This is a genomic window from Streptomyces sp. IMTB 2501 (assembly GCF_001953885.1).
GTDB lineage: Bacteria > Actinomycetota > Actinomycetes > Streptomycetales > Streptomycetaceae > Streptomyces.
Map to the genome: position 1 here is coordinate 151410 of NZ_MQUS01000018.1, position 20996 is coordinate 172405.

Below are 20996 nucleotides of genomic sequence, written 5' to 3' on the forward strand. Positions count from 1 at the left end.
TCTCCCGCCGCCCGTCCGCGGACCGACGAACACCCCGAACCCGCTTCGAGCCCAGGTGTCGCCTTGTTCCAGAACCACGTCCAGAACCACGACGTCGCATCCGCCACGGCCACCACCGTGTTCCGCCCCGCGGGTCGCGACACCCTCACCGCTCTGCGCGACCTCATCGAACAGGAGCATCCGATCTTCGCGATGCCCTCCTGGTTCGTGACCGCCGACTCCGCCCACGCCGGCCACTTGATCAGCGAGTTCCTGCGGGAACTCGGCGGACCCGGGACCCCTGCGGCCTACCGCAGCTTCTTCGCCAACTCCCGCTACGAAGCCCTCCACGGAGCGGTGAAGCTGCTGCGCCACCGCGCGGCCGATTCCGCGGCCCGGCACCACGGACGCGTTCTCGTCCTCGATCCCGATGGCACACTCACCCGCCGCGCCGACCCGCTCGGCGACGGCCCCGACCGGGCGCTCGCCCCCGGGCTCCACAGCCACCCCACCCTTGCCGCCCTGCGCACGGCCGCCGACGGCGCCGACCACTGCGGCCTGGTGCTGCGCGGCACGGAGCGACTCGGCGCGGACGACCTGGCCGATCTGGCCACGCTCGTCCGCGACGTCCGGGCCCGCGGCACCCGCATCGCCTTGGACCTGTCCGACGTCGACCCGCTGGCCCCGCCGTCCGGCACCGTCCGCGCCCTGCGACCCGACCTCTTCGTCCTCGGCGAGTCGCTCACTGGCTACGAGGTGCCCTTCGGCGCCTTCGCGGGCAGCCCCGACCTGTTCGCGCCCTGGTCCACCCCCTCGACCGGGTTCCTGCACTCCAACACCTACGGCGGCAACACCGTCGCCATGCGCGCAGTCAAGGGCCGGCTGCTGGGACGCTGGGACGAACGGCACGCCGTGCACCGCGTCCTGGCCGCCACCGCCCACGACTGGCAGCGCACCCTCGACCTGTACGCCCGGCACGTCAACCCGATGACCGTCCGGATGCACCGCAAGCTGCGGGGCGCCCTCCACGTGGTACGCGCGAAGGGTTCCCGGCTCACCGTCCAGCTGGACTCGGGCCGCCGCCTCGACCTCGTCGACGGACTGTGCGGTGCGGGTCTCGGCGTGGCCGGGCACAACCCCGTCGATGCCCTCACCGATGTCGTCCGCACACACGACACGGAACGCGACTATGTCGCCGAACTCCAGCGCGTCCTCGCCCGGGACACCGGGCTGCCCCACACCTACCCCGCCGTCAGCGGGGCCTCTGCGGTGGAGAGCGCGTTCATCCTGGCCCGGCTGGCCCGCCCCGAGCGGCGCCGGATCGTGGTCTTCAAGCACAACTACGGCGGCAAGACCCTGGTGTCCCTGCTGGCCACCGCCGCCGAGCGCACCCGTGCCCCGTTCGGGCCGCTGTACGAGGACATCCGCTACATCGACCCGTACACCCCGCATGCCGCCGAGGAGTTCCGCAAGGAGGCGGCGACCGGAGAGGTCGGTCTGGTCTGGATCGAACTCGTCCACGGCAGCTCCGACTCCTACGCGCCCATTCCCTCCACGCTGCTCGACGCCGTCTCCGAGGGCCGAGAGCCGCACGGGTACCTGGTCGGCGTCGACGAGGTCCTCACCTCGTACTACCGCTGCGGCACCCGGTTCGCGCACCAGGGCAGGCTGCCCGAGATCGACCTGATGAGCCTGTCGAAGGCGCTCAGCTACGGCTGCTTCCCGACCGGGGCCGCCCTGGTCTCCGACGCCGTCCACGAGGCCGCCCGCCGCACCGCCCCGCAGCTCGTCGAGGAGCTGCGCACCCGGCACGCCCACCAGCTCGGTGCCCATTTCTCGCTGCAGGCCGTCGCCCAGGTCGACGCGCTGCACCTGGACCGGCGGGTGGCGGCCCTGTCCGCCGTAGTGGACAAGGGGATCGCCGCGATGGACACCGGCCCCGTCGGCGTCGTCGGGCGCCGCTTCGCCGAGGGCCTGCTGGGCCGCTTCGAACCTCGCGTGCCCGGACCGCTGCGCCGCGTCGTCGACCCCGAGGGCGAGTGGATGACCTTCGCCCTGATCATCTGGTGGATCACCCGGGCCAGGGCCTTCGTCGTCTACGACGTATTCCTGCTGCCGCTCGTCGCCACCGAGGACGAGATCCGCCAGGTGATGCGCGGGGCCCGGGAACTCTCGCGCACCTCCCCGTACCGCCTCCTCGCCCAGGTGGGCCTCTTCCATCTGGGCGAGCGGGCACGCGCCTTCGCGCGCACCCTGACCACCGCTAGGAGCACCGCATGAGCCAGCAGAACGTCGATGTCGTCCGCCGTTTCTTCCAGCTCTTCGACGAGGGACGGCTGACGGACATCGAGGCTCTCCTCACCGACGACTTCGAGTGGGTCTACCACGGTCCGAAGTCCCTGCCCTGGGCCGGCACGTACCGGGGCGTCGAAGGATTCCGGCAGTTCTTCACCATCGTCCGCGACCTGATCCAGGTGCAGGAGTGCGCTGCGTACGACTACCTGGACGCGGGCGACCGGGTCGTCGTCCTCGGCGTCAGCCGCACCCGGGTGCTCGCCAACGACCGCCGCTACGAAGCCCAGTGGATGAACGTCTTCACCGTGCGCGACGGTCTGATCTCCCGCTACCTGGACCTCTACGACACCGCCAGCGTGGTCGAGGCCCTCGGCCAGGAGCACTGAACCAGAGCACATGAACGCAGCCAGAGCCCACACCCTCGGCGACGCCTTCGCCGATGTCGTACGCGCCCGCGCCGAGCACACCGCGCTCGTCCACGGCGAACTCCGCCTGACCTACCGCCACCTGGCCGGCTGGGCCGCGTCCGTCGCGGACCGTCTCGGCCGTGCCGGGGCCGCGGGTGCACCCGTCGGCATCCGTGCCCCCCGGTCCGCGGGGACCGTCGCCACCGTCCTCGGCGCGGTCCTCGCCGGATGCGCCTACGTACCCCTTGACCCGGACGCGCCCGACGCTCGGTTGTGCGCCCTGGTGGAGGACTTCGGCTTGCGCACCCTGTGCGTGGCGCCCACCGAGGCCGACCGGCTGCGCACGCTGCTGCCGGGAGTGCTGATCTTGACCGTCGACGCGGAGATGCCGGACCCCGAACCCCTTGCCGTCGCGCCGAGCGCCCCGGACACGCTCGCCTACATCATCGCCACCTCGGGCACCACCGGGCGGCCCAAGGGCGTGGAGGTGGAACACCGTGGCGTCCTCACGCTCGCCCGGGCCCCGGAGGCGGGGTTCCGGCCCGACGACGTGGTACTCCAGCTCGCCCCCCTCCATGTCGACCCGTCCGTTTTCGAGATCTGGGGCGCCCTGCTGAACGGGGCCACCCTCGTCCTGCCCGAAACCGCCCGGCCCGGCGTCCACGACATTGGACGGGAGGTGCGCCGGCACCGGGTGAGCGTGCTCCGGCTCGCCGCACCGCTGTTCGCGCTCGCCATGGAGCACATCACCGACGCGCTGCGCGGACTGCGGCTGTGCGTGTCGGGCGGTGACCGGGCCTCGGCCGATGCCGTGCGCGCGGCACTGCGCGAGTTGCCCGGCTGCCGGATCGTCAACGGCTACGGGCCCACGGAGACCACGGTCTACGCCTGCTGGCTGGTGCTCGACGCCCGGCACCCCTACGCCGACGACTGGCCGGACGTGCCGATCGGCCGCCCCTTCGCCGACGCCACCGTCCACGTGGTCGACCCCGACCGGCGGCCGGTCGCCCCCGGCGAGGAGGGCGAACTCTGCGTCGGCGGGCCCGGCGTGGCCCGCGGCTACCTGGGCCGGCCCGACCTCACCGCCGACCGCTTCGTCCCCGAACCCGGTCGGCCCGACCGCACCGCCTACCTCACCGGCGACCGGGTCCGGCTGCTGCCGGACGGCAACCTCGCCTTCCTCGGCCGCACCGACGACCAGGTCAAGATCCGGGGCCACCGGGTCGAACCGGCCGAGACGGAACGGGCCCTGCTCGCCCATCCCGCGGTCCGCGAGGCCGCCGTGGTGGCGCACGGCACCGGCGAACGGCGCAGGCTCGCGGCGTTCGTCGTCCTCCGGGACGTGGCCCCCGAGCCGGCCCTCATCGCCCACGCGGCGACACTCCTGCCGTCGCCGCAGGTCCCGGCGACGGTGACGGCGCTGGCGCAGCTGCCGGTCACCCCGAACGGCAAGACCGACCGGCCCGCCCTCGCCCAACTGGCCGCGCGGGCACCCGACATGGCCGGGTCCGGCCTCCCGGACACGTCCACCGAGCATGTCGTGGCGGACCTGTGGCAGGAGGCGCTGGGTGCCTCGGTCGGCGCGGACACCGACTTCCTCGCCGCGGGCGGCGACTCGCTCACCGCCATGGTCGTACTTGCACGCCTGGAGCGCGCGACCGGCGTGGCCCTGTCGGTCGGGGACCTGTTCCGCGTGGCCACGGTGCGCGGGCTCGCAGCGCTCGTCGACGCGGCCGCTGCGGCCGGGACCGGCACGTCACTCGCCGTGGAACGGCAGCCCGACGGCACCTGCACCCCACCGGCCGCCGAGCGGCAGCCGGACACACACGGCCGCGTTCCGCTCCTGCCCGGGCAGGAGGGCATCTGGTTCGAGCAGCAGGCCAGGCCCGGGAAGCGGTACGTCATCTCCCGCACCTTCCAGGTGCGGGGGCAGGTCGACGTACCCCGGCTGCGCCGTGCGCTCACCCGGCTCGGGCAGCGGCAGACAGCCCTGCGCACCGTCGTCCGGCAGGACACCGACGGCTGGTGGCAGACGCCGGACGCGGATCCCGGCGCCGCCGTGGACCACCACGACATGACCCGGATGCCGCCGGCCGAGCAGCAGCATCGGATCAGCGCGCTCATCGCCGCCGGGACGGCCGCCGGCGAGGCGTCCCCGCTCGTCCGCACCCTGGTGGTCACCCTCGACGAGTCCGCCGCCGTCGTCCACTTCGACATCCACCACATCCTCGCCGATGACTGGTCCCTCGACCTCTTCTTCACCGAGCTGTCGGCTCTCTACGACGACCCGGCGGCCCAACTCACGCCGCTGCGGCTGACATTCGCGGACCATGTGCGCGAGACCCTGGCCCGGCTGCCGGAACGCGAGGACGCCGCGCTGGAGTTCTGGCGCGGCGCTCTGAAGGACGGCGCGGCCACTGCCGACCTCGTCACCGATCACCCCCGGCCGGCCGTACTCAGCGGCGCAGGGGACCGCGTCCGGCTGCGGATCGACGCCGCCGAGAGCGCCCGGTACGCCGAGGCCGCCCGCCGGCACGGCATCAGCCGCTTCATGTTCTGCCTGGCCGGCGTGTACACCGTCCTCGCCGCACACGCCGAACGCGACTCCCTGTGCCTCGGCAGCCTGGCGACGGGCCGCGGGCGGGCCGGCACCGAGGACCTCGTCGGCTACTTCGTGAACCTGCTGCCGATCCGGGTCGAGGCCACCGCGGACACACCGGTCCCCACCCTGTTCCGGCGGGTTCGGGAGGCCTGCGCCGCCGCACACGCCCACACCCACGTGCCCTTCCAGACGGTGTGCCGGGAACTCGGGGCCGCGGGTGTGTCCCGCGGATCCAGCCCCTTCCGCGCGGTCGTCAACCACCAGCAGCACCCGCCCCGCCCGCTCCGGCTGGGCTCCGCGCCCGTCGAGCCCCGGCCGCCGGCCGAGGACGACACCGCAAAGTTCGAGCTGACCTTCACCTTCCACGAGTCGTCCCAAGGACTCGCTCTCGACGTGGAGTTCAGCACCGACCTCTACCACCGGGACACCGTCGAGCGGCTCGCGGGCCAGCTCGTCGCGGTGCTGGGCCGGCTCACCGACGCCGGTCCGGACACCGCCCTGCGTGACATCGAGTTGCTCGAACCCGGCGAGCGGGGACAACTCCTTGCCACACCGGCGTCCGAGCGGCTCCCGGCCCACCCGGACGCCACCCTCACCTCGCTGTTCGCCCGTGCGGCCACCGCCCACCCCGACAAGACCGCCGTGGTGGGGGAGGACACCGCCCTCACCTACCGCGAACTCGACCGACTGTCCGACGAGATGGCCAACCGTCTCCTCGCCCAGGGCGCGCGCCCCGGTGAGCGCGTCGCCCTCTGCCTGGAGCGCATGCCCCTGCTGATCGTGGCCGTCCTCGGCGTGCTCAAGACCGGCGCCGCCTACGTCCCGCTCGACCCGGCGTATCCGGCCGAGCGGCTGCGGTACGTCCTCGCGGACGCCCAGGCCCAGGCGCTGGTGACCTCGAAGGACATCGCCGACCGGCTGTTCCGACCCGGTACGGAAACCGACGGCCTGCCGCCCGTCCTGGACATCGACTGGCTCGTGCTCCCCTCGGACGAGCCCCCGCCCGCGCGGGCGGGGGCCTGCGCCACCGACCCTGCCTACATCATCTACACGTCCGGCAGCACCGGCCGGCCGCGCGGCGTCGTCGTCTCCCATCGCTCGGTCGTCAACACCCTGCACGCCAGTCTGGCCCGCCACCCGTTCACGCCGGACGACGTCTGGCTGCAGCTCACCTCGCCCGGTTTCGACGTGGCGGCCTACGAACAGCTCATGCCTCTCGTCTCCGGAGGCACCCTGGTCTACTGCGCGGACGCCACCCGCGGCGACGCCGCCGCACTCGTCCGGGCCCTGCGCGACTACGGCGTGACCGTGATGGTGATCGTCCCCTCGCTCCTGCGCGCGCTGGGCCGGCCGGACCTCGCCTCGGTACGGGCCCTGATCGTGGCCGGCGAGCCCGCCGACCCGCACGACACGCGCCACTACGCCCAAGGCCGCGTCGTCATCAACGGCTACGGCCCCACCGAGGCGGCGATCCTTGCCACCACCCACGAGGCCGGACCGGACGAGGACCGCGGCAGGATCCCGATCGGCCGGGCGCTGCCGGGAACCACCACCCATGTCATCGACCGCCACGGCAGGCTCGCCGCCACGGGAGTCCCGGGGGAACTCTGGCTGGGCGGCGCGGGGCTCGCCCTCGGCTACTGGAACAACCCCGAACGCACCCGCGACCTGTTCACCACCGTCCCAGTCCTCGGCGACCGGCGCCTGTACCGCACCGGGGACCGGGTACGACGGCTGCCCGACGGCACCCTGGACTACCTGGGCCGGCTCGACACACAGATCAAGCTGCGCGGTTTCCGCATCGAACTCGGCGAGATCGAGGCGACCCTGACCCGCCATCAGCACATTGGTGAGGCCGTCGCGGTGCTGGTCGGCCAGGGATCCGACGCCGACCTCGGTGTCGCCTACGTGGGCACTGCCGACGAGCAGGAGGCGCGCGCCCACCTCGTCCGCCACCTGCCCCGCCACATGGTGCCCCGGCTCGTCGTGCCGGTCGCGCACATCCCGACCAGCAGCCACGGCAAGGCCGACCGCATCACGCTCGCCGTCCGCCTCGCGGCCCACGCGCGCGACCACGGCTCCACCGAGGAGACCGGCCGCGCCGCGAGCCCGCTGGAACAGGAGCTGCTGGCCCTGTGGCGTGAGGTCCTCGGCAGTGGCCCGTCCATCGGGCTGTCGGACGACTTCTTCGCGCTCGGCGGGCACTCGCTGCGCGTCATCCGGCTGCTCGGCGAGCTCGAACGACGCTACGGCCACCGGATACCGGTCCGCGACTTCCTCGCCGAGCCGACGGTCAGGGCCACCGCGCGTGCACTCGCCCGCCCCGACGCCGGCACACGACCGGCGACCGTGCTCCCCGAAGACGTAGTGCTCGACCCCGGCATCACCTTCGCCGGGCCCGTCGCCGTGCCGCGCCGCACGGACTCCGTCCTGCTCACCGGTGCCACCGGGTTCGTCGGCAGCCACGTCCTGAGCGAGCTGCTGGAGCGTACGGAGGGACCGGTGCTGTGCCTCGTGCGCGCTGCGACGCCCGAAGCGGCCCGCGCGCGGCTGGCGCAGGCGGCCCGCCGGTACGCGCTCGCCCTGGACGCCGCCGACCCCCGGATCGTGCCGCTGCCCGGCGACCTCACGCTGCCCGGACTGGGACTGGCGGGAACTCCCTGGCTGGACGCGGCCCGCGCCGCGGCCACTGTTCTGCACCTGGGCGCGGAGGTCCACCACCTCTCCGGCTACCAGCACCTCGCCGCGGCGAACGTCGGCGGGACCCAGGAACTGCTGAGGATCGCCGCCGAGGGCCGGGCCGCCCGCTTCCACCACGTCTCCACGCTCGCCGTGCTGCGCGAGCACACCCCGGACGGCCGCCCGCGCACCCTGAGCGAGTCGACACCGGCCGAGCACGAACGCCACCCGCGTGGACGCGGCTACGCCGCGGCTAAGTGGGCCGCCGAACAGCTCGTCCGCCAGGCCGTCGACCGGGGAGCCGACGCCCGGACGTACCGGCTGGGCCGCGCGGGAGGCAGCGCGACGACCGGCGCGCTCAGCCGCGACGACATGCTCACCCGGCTCCTGGTGAGTTCGGCCGCCCTCGGCTGCTACCCCGACCACCCGGGCCTCGCTTCCGACGCCCTGCCCGTCGACGTGATGGCCCGCGCCCTGGTGGCGCTGGCCCTCGCCGACGCCCCGCCGGGCACGGTCCGTCATCTGCACCATCCCCGCCGCAGCGGGCTCGGCGTCTTCCTCGCCGGCCACGACCGGCGCACCGGCTCCCGCACCCGCCCGGTCGCCCTGCGCACCTGGCTGGGGCGGCTGGACGACGCGGTGGCCCGGGGCACCGAACTGCCCGCCCTGGCCTACCGGGAGCACCTGCGCGAGCTGTGCGACACACCCGACCGGGCGCAACCGGCCGACTACCACAACGAAGCCACTCTCGCCGCCCTGCACGCCCACGGCATCACCCCGCCCGACTGGGACGACACCGTGGTCGACCGCTGGTGGCAGTACCTCGCACCGACCGGAGAGACGAGCGAATGACGGAAGTGCTGTATCCCATGGCCCGCCAGTGCCCGTTCGCGCCGCCCGAGGAGGTCACCCGGCTGCGCGACGAGCCGGAGGTGCCCAGTGTCCCTATCTGGAACGGCGTACGCCCGTGGCTGTTCACCCGCTACGAGGACGCCCGGCTGGTGCTGAGCGACCCCCGGTTCAGCGCCGACAAGAGCCGCCCCGGCTACCCGCTCTCCAGCGCTGTCGCGGCCGCCGAGACGGCCGTCGAGCCGACGCTGCTCATCATGGACAACCCCGAGCACGACGCGCTGCGCCGCCTGGTGCTCAGCGAGTTCACCGTCCGGCGGGCCGAGGCCTGGCGCCCCGCCGTGCGCTCTGTCGTCACGGGCTGCCTCGACCGGATGCTGAACGGACCGCGCCGCGCCGACCTCGTGGCCGATCTCGCGCTGCCCGTCGCGCTCTCGGTGATCTGCGAGTTCCTCGGCGTGCCCCTGGCGGACCGGGAGCTGTTCCGGTCGCTCACCCACACCATGAACGCCGTCGCGGGCACCACCGAGACCGCAGCCGCGGCCCGTCAGGAACTCCAGGACTACCTCGAATCCCTCGTGGCCGCACGGGAGAAGGACCCCGGGGACGACTTCATCGGGCGCATGGTGGTCCGGCATGTGCGGACCGGGGCGATGAGCCGCCGCGCCCTGAGCGCGATGGCACTGCTGCTGCTCACGGCGGGGCACGACACCACGGCCAACATGGTCTCTCTCGGCATCCTCACCCTGCTGCGCCACCCCGGCCGCTTCGCCGCCCTGCGCGATCACGAGGACCCCCGGCAGCTCGCGGACACTGTGGAGGAGCTGCTGCGCCACCTCACCATCGTCCAGCGCGGCATCCGCCGGATCGCCACCGAGGACGTCGAGGTGGGCGACCGTCTCGTGAAGGCGGGGCAGGGGGTGATCGCGGCGATCAACGTGGCCAACCGGGACCCCTCGCGCTTCCCCTCCGGCGAGGACTTCGACCCGGGCGTACGCGCCCACGGCCACCTCGCCTTCGGCTACGGCCCGCACCAGTGCCTGGGCCAGTCCCTGGCGAAGGTCGAACTCCAGGAGACCTACCACGCCGTCGCCCACCGGCTGCCGGAGCTGCGGCTCGCCGTGCCCGTCGAGGAGATCCGCTTCAAGTCGGACATGGCCGTCTACGGCGTCCACGAACTCCCCGTGACCTGGTGAAACCTCCGCACCCGGGTCGCCTGTCCGCCCACTTGACCGCCAAGGAGCCAACCACCTTGAAGATCACCCTCGAACCCGGGCGATGTGTCGGAGCCGGGCACTGCGTCCTGTCGGCACCCGAGGTCTTCGACCAGGACGAGAGCGACGGCGTCGTCATTCTGCTCGACACCGAGCCGGACGCCGCGCTCGCCGACGCCGTCCACGAGGCGGCGGACCTCTGCCCGGCCCGCGCGATCCTCGTCGGCGGCGAGGACGGCACCCCGTGAGCCTGATACAGCGGCTGCGGGACGCGGTGGGCGGCGCCGCCGTGCTCACCGATCCGGACGCGACCGAGGGCTACGCCCGCGACATGATGCCGCTCGCCCCGGCGGGCCGCCCCCTCGCCGTGGTGCTGCCCGCCGACACCGCGGAGGTGCAGGCCTGTGTCCGCGCGTGTGCCGAAGCCGACGTACCCGTCGTCCCGCGCGGTGCGGGCAGCGGTCTGACCGGCGGCGCCAACGCGGTGGACGGATGTGTCGTCCTGGTCACCACCCGGATGGACCGGATCCTCGAACTCGACGCGGACAACCGCCTGGCCGTCGTCCAGCCCGGAGTCGTCAACCGGACGCTCCGGGACGCTGCCGCCGCACACGGCCTCTTCTACCCGCCGGACCCCTCCAGCCTCGAATGGTGCACACTCGGCGGCAACCTCGCCACGGACGCCGGCGGCCTGTGCTGCGGAAAGTACGGCGTGACCAGCGACGCCGTCCTCGGCCTCGAAGTCGTCCTGGCCGACGGCTCGTTGCTCACCACGGGCCGCAGAACCGTCAAAGGCGTGGCCGGTTACGACCTGACCCGGCTGTTCGTCGGCAGCGAGGGCACGCTCGGGATCATCGCCAAGGCGACGCTGAAGCTGCGTCCGCTGCCCGCCGCGCCGGGCACGATCGTCGCCGCCTTCGACTCCGTGGAGCGGGCCGGGGAGGCCGTCAACCGTGTGGTCCGGGCCGGGCTGGTGCCCTCCCTGATGGAGATCATGGACGCCACCTCCCTGCGGGCGTCCGCCGAGTACCTGCGGGCGGACCTCGGCGCGGGCGACAGCGGCGCCCTGCTGCTGTGCCAGTCGGACGCGGGCGGCGAGCCGGCCTCCGCCGAACTGAACGCCATGGAGCGGCTGTTCAAGGCCACCGGCGCGCAATGGACGCACGCGACCACGGACCCGGCCGAGGGTGGTCTCCTGCTCCGGGCCCGCCGGGTGTCCCTGCCGGCACTGGAGGCGCGCGGAGCCTGCATGACCGAGGACGTGGCGGTGCCCCGTACCCGGATCGCCGAACTCATGGCCGGCTGCGAGGAGATCGGGGCGCAGGCCGGGCTGACCGTGGCCGTCGTAGGCCACGCGGGTGACGGCAACATGCACCCCACCGTCCTGTACGACGGGGCCTCGGCGGAGCAGTACGCCCGTGCCCGCGGCGCCTTTGACGCCATCCTCGCCCTCGCCCTGTCGCTCGGCGGCACCGTCACCGGCGAGCACGGCATCGGCAAGCTCAAGACGGAGTGGCTGGAGAGGGAGCTGGGGCCCGTTTCGATGCGGGTGCACCGGCAGCTGAAGGACGCCCTCGACCCCGCGGGCCTGTTCAACCCGGGCGCGATGTTCGCCCGCCGGCGCCCGGCTGGCGGGCCCACTCCGTGATCACCCGTACCGTCCGCGCCGTCGCGGGGCTCCCCGCACCTCTGCGCACCCTGTTCTTCACCACCCTGATCTTCCGTACGGGCACCATGGCCTATCCGTTCCTCGCCGCCCACCTGCTGGTGCACGAGGGACTGGGCACGGGCACGGCCAGCACCGTCCTCGTCTGCTTCGGCGTGGGCGCCCTCGGCGCCGACCTGGCGGCGAGCGTCCTGCTCGGCAGGGTGACCGCCCGTGCGCTGATGCTGGGCGGCCTGGCCCTCACCGGGGCGGTCCTGGCCGTGTTCCCCTTCCTGCACGGCCTGGCGCCGCTGGCCGCCTCCGTCGTCGTGTGGGGCTTCGCATACGAGATCTTCACCCCGGCCGCATACTCGGCGACCGTCGCCGCCGCCGGTTCCGAGGAGCGCAAGGTCGCCTTCTCCTGCTACCGGCTCGCCATCAACCTCGGCATGGCCGCCGGGCCCGTCGCCGGCGGGCTGCTCTTCGCCGTCGAGCCGCGGCTGGTGTTCTGGGCGAACGCCGGCTGCGCCCTGGCCGCCGCCGGACACCTCGCGGCACGCTCGCGTGGAGCGTCGTCCGCCCTCCCGGCAGGACGCGACACCCCGAAGACAGGTGTCGTCCCGCGCACCCGGTACGAACGGACCCGTTTCTGGACGATCTTCGGTCTCTCGTTGCCCGTCCAGCTCGCCTACTCGCTGCCGTCCGTCTTCGTCTCCACCTACGTCATCGTCGGACTGGGGCTGCCCGGGTACTGGGCGGGCGCCGTCTTCGCCGTCAACGCGGCGGGCATCGTCCTGTTCGAGGTCCCCCTCAACGTACGGATGGCCAGGACGGGACACCTGCCCACCCTGCTCCTTGGCTACGGCCTCGCGGGCGCCGGCTTCCTGCTGATGGCGCTGTCCGGATCGGGTCCGTCGCTCGTCCTGTCCACGCTCGTGTGGACTGCCGGGGAGATCGTCGTGTTTCCGGGGCTCCTCGGCTACGTCAGCGAGCTGTCCGGCGAGGCCTCGGCGGACCGCAACCTCAGCCTCTACTCCACCGGCGTCAACATCGCCTTCATCCTGGCGCCCTACCTCTCCCTGCTGCTCGCCCGGCCGTCCGCCCCCGGCGTTCCGTGGGCCGTCGCGGGCGGCGCCCTGTGCGTCGCCTGGCTCCTGCTGACGGTGGCCCGCAGCAGCCCTCACACCTGGTACAAGGAGGAACCCCCATGCACCGACGCGATCTGACCCCGTTCATCGGCGTCGAGTACACCGGAGTCACGCACGAGGACCTGCGGAGCGAGGAACTCTTCGCAGACGTCGTCGACTCCGTCCACCGGCGCGACCTGGTGGTGCTCCGGGGCATCCGGCTGACACCCGAGCAGCAGATCGGGCACGCCGCCCGCCTCGGCACCCCCGTCCCCTTCCTGCTGAGCGACTGGCGCCACCCGGAGTTCGCCGAGATCCTCGTGTCCTCCAACGAGCGCCGGAAGAACAAGCCCGTCGGTGTCCCCCGGGTCGGAAACTTCTGGCACCAGGACTCGTCGTACAACGCGCGCCCGGCCGAGTACACGGTGCTGCACGGGGTGAACGTGCCCGCGGAGCACGGCCACACCCTTTTCGCGTCCGCCGCCGACGTCCACGACCGGCTGCCCGAGGAGTGGAAGACCCGCCTGGAGGGCCTCACCGGACGGCACACCCTGACCAGGCAGCAGCGTATCGAGTCCCGCCATGTGGGCCTGTCCATCGCCGAGATGCGGGCCCTGGTCGCGCACGAGTACCCGGCGGTCGAGCACCCCGTCGTCCGCCGCGACGCCTTCACCGGCAGGCGCTTCCTGTATGCCGCCCGCGAGTACATGGAAGCGGTCGTCGGTCTTGACGCCAACGGCAACGAGGAGTTCTTCGACCTGGTCGACTCCCTGGTGCAGGACCCCGCGCATGTCTACGAGCACCACTGGACGCGCGACGACCTGCTGATCTGGAAGACCGCGACCACCTACCACCGGGCGACCGACCTCCCGGAGGGCGTCGGCCGGACCGTGCACCGCATCAGCGTCGCCGCCGCCTGACCGGCCGCGCGGAAAGGACCCTACCTCCCATGAGCCACCCTGCTCCGAGCCGTCCTGTCGGCGTCGTCGTCGACGGGTACTCGATCGGCAAGTTCCTGCCCGCCGCGTTCCGGCGGCTCGGCGCCGACGTCGTCCACCTGCAGTCCACCCCGGAGTTCCTCGCCTCGGTACCGCCCCCGGACCTCGGGCCGTACATCGCCAACGTGGTGCACGGCACCGGCGACTGGGACCGCACCGCCAAGGAACTCGCCGCCTACGCCCCCGTCGGCGTCCTGCCCGGTCAGGAGACCGGCGTCCCTCCGGCCGACGCCGTCGCCGAGCGGCTGGGCCTGCCCGGCAACCCGGCCGCGACCTCCGCCGTGCGCCGCGACAAGTACCGGATGATCGAGTCACTGCGCGCTGCCGGGCTGCGCTGCGCCCGGCAGTTGAAGTCCGCGGACGCCGCCGAGATCGTCGACTGGGCCGAGCGCGACGCCGGTTACCCCGTGGTGGTCAAGCCGCTCAGCTCGGCCTCCACCGACGGTGTCTCGATCTGCCGCAGCGCCGAGGAGATCCGCACCGCCGCGGCCGCCGTGCTCGGCACCTACGACATCTTCGAGCGCCGCAACGCCGAAGTCCTCGCGCAGTCCTTCCTGCGGGGCCCCGAGTACATCGTGGACGTCGTCCGGGGCCCCGGCGGCGGGCGCCATGTGTGCGGGGTGTGGCGGTACGAGAAGACGGAGACCGGAACCAAGCGGATCTACGACAAGGACATCCTGCTCGACCCGGACAGCCCCGAGGTGCCCGTCCTCGTCGACTACGTGGACCGCGTCCTCGACGCCCTCGACATCCGCTTCGGCGCCGCCCACGCCGAGGTCGTGCTGACGCCCGAGGGTCCCGCACTCGTTGAGGTCGGGGCCCGGCTCAACGGAGACATGGTGCCCGCCGTCCACGACACCTGCATGGACGGCAACCAGGCGGACCTGCTCGCCCTCGCCTGCGTACGGCCCGAGGAGTTCCAGCGCAGGTATGCCGGCCACACGATGTACCGCAGGCACCGGGAAGCCCTCGTCGTGCACGGGCAGACCACCCGGGAAGGAATCGTCGAGGAGATCGACGAGGACGTCCTCGCCCGGATCGCCGCCCTGCGCACGGTCCGCCTGGCCGTGCCCCGACTTCGCCCCGGAGATCGGATGCGCCCGACCACCGATCTGCTCTCCAGCCCGCTGCGGGTCTTTCTGGTCGGGGACCGCCCCGAAGACCTGCTCGCCGACCACCGGCGGATACAGGGCCTGCAGGACGGAGTCTTCCGGCTCGCCGAGCCGGCCGGGGCGAGGCGCTGATCCGCTGTATCGCCCCACGCCGCACGCACGAAAGGAAGCTGCCCCATGGGTGTTCCCACCCGAGCCGATCTGGTCGGCATCCCGGACTACATCATTCCCGGCCAGCCTCCGGGCGCGATCCTGCTCAACTCGAACGAGAGCTCCCTGCCGCCGCTGCCCTCGGTCGTCGAGGCGGTCACCCGGGCCGCAGCCGAGGGAAACCGGTACCCGCAGTGGTTCTCCGAGGACCTGGTGGCACGGCTCGCCGTCGAGCTGCGGGTCCCGGAGTCCTCGCTCGCGATCGGCTGCGGTTCGGTGAGCCTGTGCCAGCAACTCGTCCAGGCCTACTGCGGACTGGGCGACGAAGTGCTCTGTGCCTGGCGTTCGTTCGAGGCCTACCCCGTCTTCGCGCGGGTCGCCGGGGTGCACGCCCGTACCGTCCCGCTGGATGCCGAGCACCGCCATGACCTCGCCGCCATGGCGGACGCCCTCTCCCCGGCGACCCGCGTGGTCTTCGTCTGCAACCCCAACAACCCCACCGGCACGGCGGTAAGCGCCCGGGACGTGCGCGAGTTCGTGGAGCGGGTCCCCGACGACGTCCTCGTGGTCCTGGACGAGGCGTACCGTGAGTTCGTGACGGACCCGGACGTACTGGACGGCGTCCCGCTCACCCGTGAGCACGAGAACGTGGCCGTCCTGCGGACCTTCTCCAAGGCCTATGGGCTCGCCGGCATGCGGGTCGGGTACTGCGTCGGGGCGCCCGCCGTCGCCTCGGCGGTCAACAAGGTCGCGGTCCCTTTCGCGGTCAGTCGGCTGGCACAGGCGGCGGCGATAGCCGCACTGGCGGACGTCGAGGAGGTGGGCGAGCGCTGCCGGACCGTGGCGGCGGAACGAGAACGAGTGCGGGACACGCTGCTGAGGGCGGGCTTGCGCGTCCCAGCGTCCCAGGCGAACTTCCTCTGGCTTCCCCTGGGTTACAGGTCGAGGGACTTCGCCGCGTTCTGTGCTCGTCGCGGTGTCGTGGTCCGGCTCTTCGGGGACGAGGGGGTACGGGTCACGGTCGGTCTACGGCAGGAGAACGACGTCTTCCTGCAGGCGGCGGAAGAGTTCGCTGCGATCACACTGCATGGGTAAGTTGCCTCGCCGGTCATACCCATACCTCGGCTCCCCGAGGCTAAGAGGGCGTCTGATCTGGGTAGTTGGTGTTCTGGGATGTTTTTGTGACTGGCACCGTTGGTGGTCGTTGCATGAGGCGTGAGTGTTCGTCGTCCGTACCGCAGTGACGTGTCCGACGCCCGTTGGGCCTTGATCGAGCCGGTCTTCACCGCCTGGTGGGCGAGACGGACCGGACCCGGCACGGCGGCCCGGGTGCACGACCTGCGAGAGATCGTCAGAGAAGAAGCGAAGTTGGTCCGCTGGCATAGGTTGAAGACACTGTTCAGCGGCGTCCATCTGATCCAAGGTGGGCGCGTAATGCCAGGTCAGAGCACCCTGTCCGGGGGCGTCAGCGCAGTTGGTGAGAGTTGTGTGAGACCGGGTGAGTCGCGAACCGCCACCGCTCTGGCGCAGTGTCAGTCCACTAGATTCGAAGCGGGTGCTTTGACCAGGAAAAATGGAGAAGCGCAACTGGAGCATCAGTGGCCCAAGCACCATCCGAAGAGGCTCACTGATCCCCACATACCCCAGATCTTCCTCATCACGAGGCTGTGTTCATCAAGGGGAGAGAGGGAAGCCACCGCACAATCCCCGCGAACCGGTGGGACCCCGCTCGCCCGCGGGACTCGCAGCGCTCAAGGTTTGTCGACGAAATCGAAGCCCAGGTCTTGTCGCGCCGGCCGGCCGCCGAAACCGCACCATGCACGGATCGGGCCAGCGTGGCAACCGAAGTTGGTGCGCTGGCCCGAGCTTCGACCGCAACGCCAGTCACGCCCTCGGGGAACCGGTAGAGCAGTGACGGTACGCTGCTCGGTCTTGGAGCAGCCCCCTGGTTGGCGCGGGCGCTTCAGACAGGTGCCGGGCCAGCGACGGGACCGTGGGCCGTGCGTACCGATGAGCAGGTCCCAGATTCCTGCAGAGCAGTAGCGAGGCGACTCGCACTGTGCTCGTTGGCTGTCAGAAAGGCACAGCTGGCGCCAGTGCCGCAAAGCACTCCGCCAAGGGCTCCCCTTTCCACACCCGCTTTGAGGGTGTCGACCAGGGACGGGCGTAGCTTCATGGCGGCGGGTTCCAGCTCGTTCTGCAGCGCCGCGCCGAGTGCCCACACATCGCCGTTCGCGAGAGCCTGTACCGCTGGCGCAGACGGTCTGGGCCGAGGCACGGGCCCGTCGGCCACTTCGAGCCCAGCTGTTGCTCGGAGGCGGTCATGTTCGGCGAACACCGCGGGAGTCGACAGCCCGGTATCCGACAGTGCAAAAGCCCAGTGGTACATGGCGCCGACCGGCAACGGTTCGAGTTTCTCGCCGCGTCCACGCCCCAGCGCCGCTCCGCCCAGCAGGCTGAAGGGTACGTCGCTGCCCAGTTCGGCCGCGAGCCGAAGGAGAAGCGGACGATCAGCGCCGGCGCCCCACAGCGCATTGCAGGCGACCAGTGCCCCCGCCCCGTCGGCACTCCCGCCGGCCATTCCTCCGCCGACCGGAATCCGCTTGAGAATGTGGATATGGACGTTGGGCTCGATCCCGTACTGCTTTGCAAGCAGCCGAGCCGCCTGGGCAGCCAAGTTGGAGTCATCCGTTGGCACACGATCGGCCTCAGGACCGGAGACGGTCACCCGGAGGCCCTCACTCGGGACGACAGTGATGTCGTCATAGCAGGACACCGCGAGGAAGACGGTGGCGAGCTCGTGAAACCCGTCGTCGCGTCGTCCGCCGACTGCCAGCTGAACATTGACCTTGCCCGGTGCCTTGACGGTCACTGATCGCTGATCAGGCATGCTCTGTCACCTCGTTCACCAGTGCGTCGAAAGCCGCGGCGATGTCAAGGACGGTGTTCCGTGGCACTGCCGTCGGGTCGTAAGTCAGTCGCAAGGTTGCCTCTCCCGCACGGTTTGGGCTGGGCCAGACCTCCGCTGCCAGCTCCGCGACGGCGCCACGGGCCGTGGGGCGGTGCAACTCGACCGCGCAGCCATCCAGTTCGAGGACGGGTCGTCTGTTGTCCTGAAGAGCGAACACGGTCTGGAACAGGGCCGACCGATCCCCTCGGCGGTGTCCAGAGAGCTGGGTGACTTCAGGGAGGGACAGTTCGGAGTGCGAAAGGACTTGCCGCAAGGTGTGCCCTGTGCGTGCGACGGCCTCTGCGACGGATCCCTGGGACCTCGACACTGGTACACAGACCGTGCCCGTCAGGCAACCTACGGCAACGGCGCTCAGCGCCGTGCCGCGGTGTGCGACGGGAATGCCGACGGCGAAGTCCTGGCTGGCGGTCACTCTGGCAACTGCCTCCGAGTACAGCGCGAGCATGACGGTGAAAAGGGTCACTCCCTGCCTGTCTGCAAGCCTGCCACAGGCCTCCACCGCCGGGCGCTGGATCAGTGTCTCGACCGGCTCCGGGCCGGCTGCGTCGGGCACACTGACGGCCGGGAAGTCGAGGGCTTGGACGTTTTGCAGAGCGCCCCTCCAAAACGCGCGGCAACTGTCTCCAACTCCGCCGCCGGCGGACTGATTGTGCTCCTGCCACAGGGCCGCGAAGGTTGGCGCCGGATGTGCGAAAACCGGTACCCTGCCTGCTCGGCGAGCACGGTAGGCGATCGTCAGGTCATCCATCAGCAAGGCTTCGGACCAGCCGTCAAAAGCCGTGTGATCGACGGAAATTCCCAGCCTGGTGATATTCGGACCTGGCAGGACAGCGACTCGCCAGACCTCTCCGGCCTCGATATCGAACGGGCGACGGAGCAGGTCCAGGAACCACTCGTTGTCCTTGTCCGGTTGCCCGCTTGCCGACCGGACCTGCACCTCCGGGGCCGGTGCTCCTGCCTCAATCTCGGCGACGGGCTGATCCAGAAATGTATACGCGCACCTGAGTGGTTCATGCCGCTGGTGCAGGTCGCGTAGAGCTGCCTGCAGTGCGGTGACGTCGATACTTCCCGAGATGTGCCAGTCCATGAGGCAGTTGCCGCTGGCCGGGTCCGGTGCGACCATCCCTTCCAGCCAGGCTTCGGCTTGAACAGGTACGAGAGGGACAGGCCCTGATGGCTTGACGGTCGACTCCGATGAGCCGGGGAGCTCTTCGGCCAACGCATTCTCGACGAGTGCGCACGCCTGCTTCACGGAGGAGTGCTGGAGGAACAGGCCCACCGGAACGGCAGTCCCGAACAGGGCATGAATTCGGGCGCAGATTCGCACCGCTTCCAACGAGGTCCCGCCCATGGAGAACAGGGGATGATCATTCGACCGGAAGCGTTCGCCGAGTACTTCTGCGAAGATCTCGGATATCCCGCCTGCTGTCCCTTGACCTGGCATGGGCTCGCTCTTCGTCCAGGCTGTGGCAGGCAGCAAGTCCAGAAGCGCCTTCTGGTCGAGCTTGCCGTTCGCTGTCAATGGCGTCTGGTCAACGGCGATGACATGCTGCGGCACCAAGTGGTGAGGCATGGTCTTCGTGAGCACATGTGGGAGGGCTTCCAGGCAAGTCCTTGGCTCGCCGACGACGAACGCGGCCAGGGCCCCGTACGAGCCGTCGGGAGCGGGCACAGGCAGCACATGACAGTTCTGCCCGCCGAGGGCGTTGCTGACAGCCTGCTCTACGAGTGCAGGTTCTACGCGATGTCCCCGGATCTTCACCTGCCGGTCTGCGCGCCCGGCATAGTGCAGGTTCCCTGTCGTCGACCACCAGCCCAGATCGCCGGTGCGGTAGAGACGGTAGGAGACGCCGTCGATTCTCGCCTCAAGGAAGGCGTTGCTGGTGGCCTCGGGGTTGTTCGCGTAGCCGAGTGACAAACCACCTCCGCCCAGGTAGATTTCGCCGACCTCTCCGGGCTCGCATGGTGTGCCGTCCTTCAGCACCAGGACGTCGGTGTCGGCAACCGGCCTGCCTATGGGGACGTCGCCACCCTGTACGTCCTCGGCGGTGACCGCATGGGTGGTGGCGAAGACCGTGCTTTCGACGGGTCCGTAGCCGTTGATCAGGCGGATCTCGGGATAACGTGCCAGAAATGCTCGTGCGTGGGTGCTCGACATGCGTTCCCCGCCGGTCAGTACCAGGTGGATGCCGCGGAAGCAGTCCTTGGTTTCGTCCTCGTCGACGAGCAGGTTGAACAGTGAGCTGGTCAACCAGAGACTGTTGACGCCACGGCGCTCGACCAGAGTTCGGAGTGTGTCGGGCAGCAGGTAGGAGCTCTCGCACAGCACACTCGTGCCACCGTTGAGCAGAGCACCCCAGAGTTCCAGCGCGAAGGCGTCCCACGCAGCGGGCGCAGCAGCGGGTATCACGGTGTCTTGGCCGAACCATGTGCGCCCTTCCTGGGCGACTACCCGAGCCAGTGCCCGATGCGTGGAGATCGAGCCCTTCGGCTCCCCCGTGGTGCCCGAGGTGAAGAACACGCAGAACGGATGGTCGTCCGCCAGCTGTATGTATCTGGGTGTGGCAGCAGGGCCAGCCAGGGCCGTCGAGAGGGCATCCTCACGGAGGGCGAGCACGGCTCCTGCGCCGCAGACCGTTAGTGTGTCCGCCCAGGTGACGATTGCCGACGGCGCCAGCCGGGTGGTGAGGCGTGTGACGTGGTCCACGGGCCAGGCCGGGTCCAGGGCCGAGTAGGCGGCCCCTGCCTTGAGCACTCCGAGCATCGCTGCGACCAGTTCGATGCGGCGAGGCAGCGACAAGGCCACGAAGTCGCCTTGTCGCACGCCCAGATGGATGAGCTGGTCCGCCCAGGCGTCGGAGACGCGGTCGAGCTCTTCGTAGGTCACCTGACGGTGTGCGTCTATCAGGGCTGTCCTGTCGGGTGCCTGGGCAACCCGTCGGCGGAACAGGTCGGGCACCGACCTGAC

Annotated in this window: 12 protein-coding genes and 1 pseudogene; 11 read left to right on the forward strand and 2 right to left on the reverse strand. The window is 71.1% G+C overall.

Annotated elements, in window-relative coordinates; translation table 11 throughout:
• Positions 1 to 63: 63 nt before the first annotated feature.
• From AV521_RS28495 to AV521_RS52800, 11 genes and pseudogenes are all read left to right on the forward strand, one after another.
• Positions 64 to 2259 (forward strand): aminotransferase class III-fold pyridoxal phosphate-dependent enzyme, encoded by a 2196-nt coding sequence (locus AV521_RS28495; protein WP_076092097.1) that lies wholly within the window; start codon positions 64 to 66, stop codon positions 2257 to 2259.
• Entirely contained in the window at positions 2256 to 2660 is a 405-nt protein-coding gene (locus tag AV521_RS28500; RefSeq protein WP_076092099.1) for a nuclear transport factor 2 family protein, read from the forward strand. Before AV521_RS28495 ends, AV521_RS28500 begins: the two co-directional genes overlap by 4 nt.
• 10 nt (positions 2661 to 2670) lie before the next feature.
• Positions 2671 to 8814 carry a non-ribosomal peptide synthetase gene (locus AV521_RS28505; protein ID WP_076092101.1) on the forward strand — a complete coding sequence of 2048 codons (6144 nt, stop codon included), beginning with the start codon at positions 2671 to 2673 and terminating at the stop codon, positions 8812 to 8814.
• A complete protein-coding gene (locus AV521_RS28510; RefSeq protein WP_076092103.1) occupies positions 8811 to 10007 on the forward strand; it encodes a cytochrome P450 in 1197 nt (398 codons plus the stop codon). The genes AV521_RS28505 and AV521_RS28510 overlap by 4 nt, the downstream gene beginning before the upstream one ends.
• A 56-nt stretch (positions 10008 to 10063) precedes the next feature.
• The gene (locus AV521_RS28515; protein WP_079249441.1) at positions 10064 to 10273 is read left to right on the forward strand and encodes a ferredoxin; all 210 of its coding nucleotides are present in this window, start codon (positions 10064 to 10066) and stop codon (positions 10271 to 10273) included.
• On the forward strand, positions 10270 to 11673 hold the full coding sequence (locus tag AV521_RS28520; RefSeq protein ID WP_076092107.1) for an FAD-binding oxidoreductase: 1404 nt from the start codon (positions 10270 to 10272) through the stop codon (positions 11671 to 11673). The genes AV521_RS28515 and AV521_RS28520 overlap by 4 nt, the downstream gene beginning before the upstream one ends.
• A complete protein-coding gene (locus AV521_RS28525; RefSeq protein WP_079249442.1) occupies positions 11670 to 12896 on the forward strand; it encodes an MFS transporter in 1227 nt (408 codons plus the stop codon). The genes AV521_RS28520 and AV521_RS28525 overlap by 4 nt, the downstream gene beginning before the upstream one ends.
• Positions 12878 to 13717, forward strand: a complete 840-nt coding sequence (locus AV521_RS28530) for a TauD/TfdA family dioxygenase (RefSeq protein WP_076092109.1) — start codon at positions 12878 to 12880, stop codon at positions 13715 to 13717. Before AV521_RS28525 ends, AV521_RS28530 begins: the two co-directional genes overlap by 19 nt.
• 29 nt (positions 13718 to 13746) lie before the next feature.
• Positions 13747 to 15039: an ATP-grasp domain-containing protein gene (locus AV521_RS28535; RefSeq protein WP_076092111.1), complete on the forward strand. Its 1293-nt coding sequence runs from the start codon at positions 13747 to 13749 to the stop codon at positions 15037 to 15039.
• Positions 15040 to 15084: 45 nt separating this feature from the next.
• The gene (gene hisC, locus AV521_RS28540) at positions 15085 to 16152 is read left to right on the forward strand and encodes a histidinol-phosphate transaminase (RefSeq protein WP_076092113.1); all 1068 of its coding nucleotides are present in this window, start codon (positions 15085 to 15087) and stop codon (positions 16150 to 16152) included.
• Positions 16153 to 16272: 120 nt separating this feature from the next.
• Positions 16273 to 16407: pseudogene (locus AV521_RS52800) on the forward strand (IS5/IS1182 family transposase); the annotation flags it as partial.
• 613 nt (positions 16408 to 17020) lie between these two features.
• On the opposite strand, the gene AV521_RS28550 reads toward AV521_RS52800, so the two are convergent.
• Both AV521_RS28550 and AV521_RS28555 read right to left on the reverse strand, forming a co-directional pair.
• Positions 17021 to 17947, reverse strand: coding sequence for a 4-(cytidine 5'-diphospho)-2-C-methyl-D-erythritol kinase (locus AV521_RS28550; RefSeq protein ID WP_076092117.1), 927 nt, complete (start codon positions 17945 to 17947; stop codon positions 17021 to 17023).
• Complete coding sequence (locus AV521_RS28555; RefSeq protein WP_179023443.1) at positions 17940 to 20987, reverse strand: non-ribosomal peptide synthetase; 3048 nt, start codon at positions 20985 to 20987, stop codon at positions 17940 to 17942. The genes AV521_RS28550 and AV521_RS28555 overlap by 8 nt, the downstream gene beginning before the upstream one ends.
• Positions 20988 to 20996: the final 9 nt, after the last annotated feature.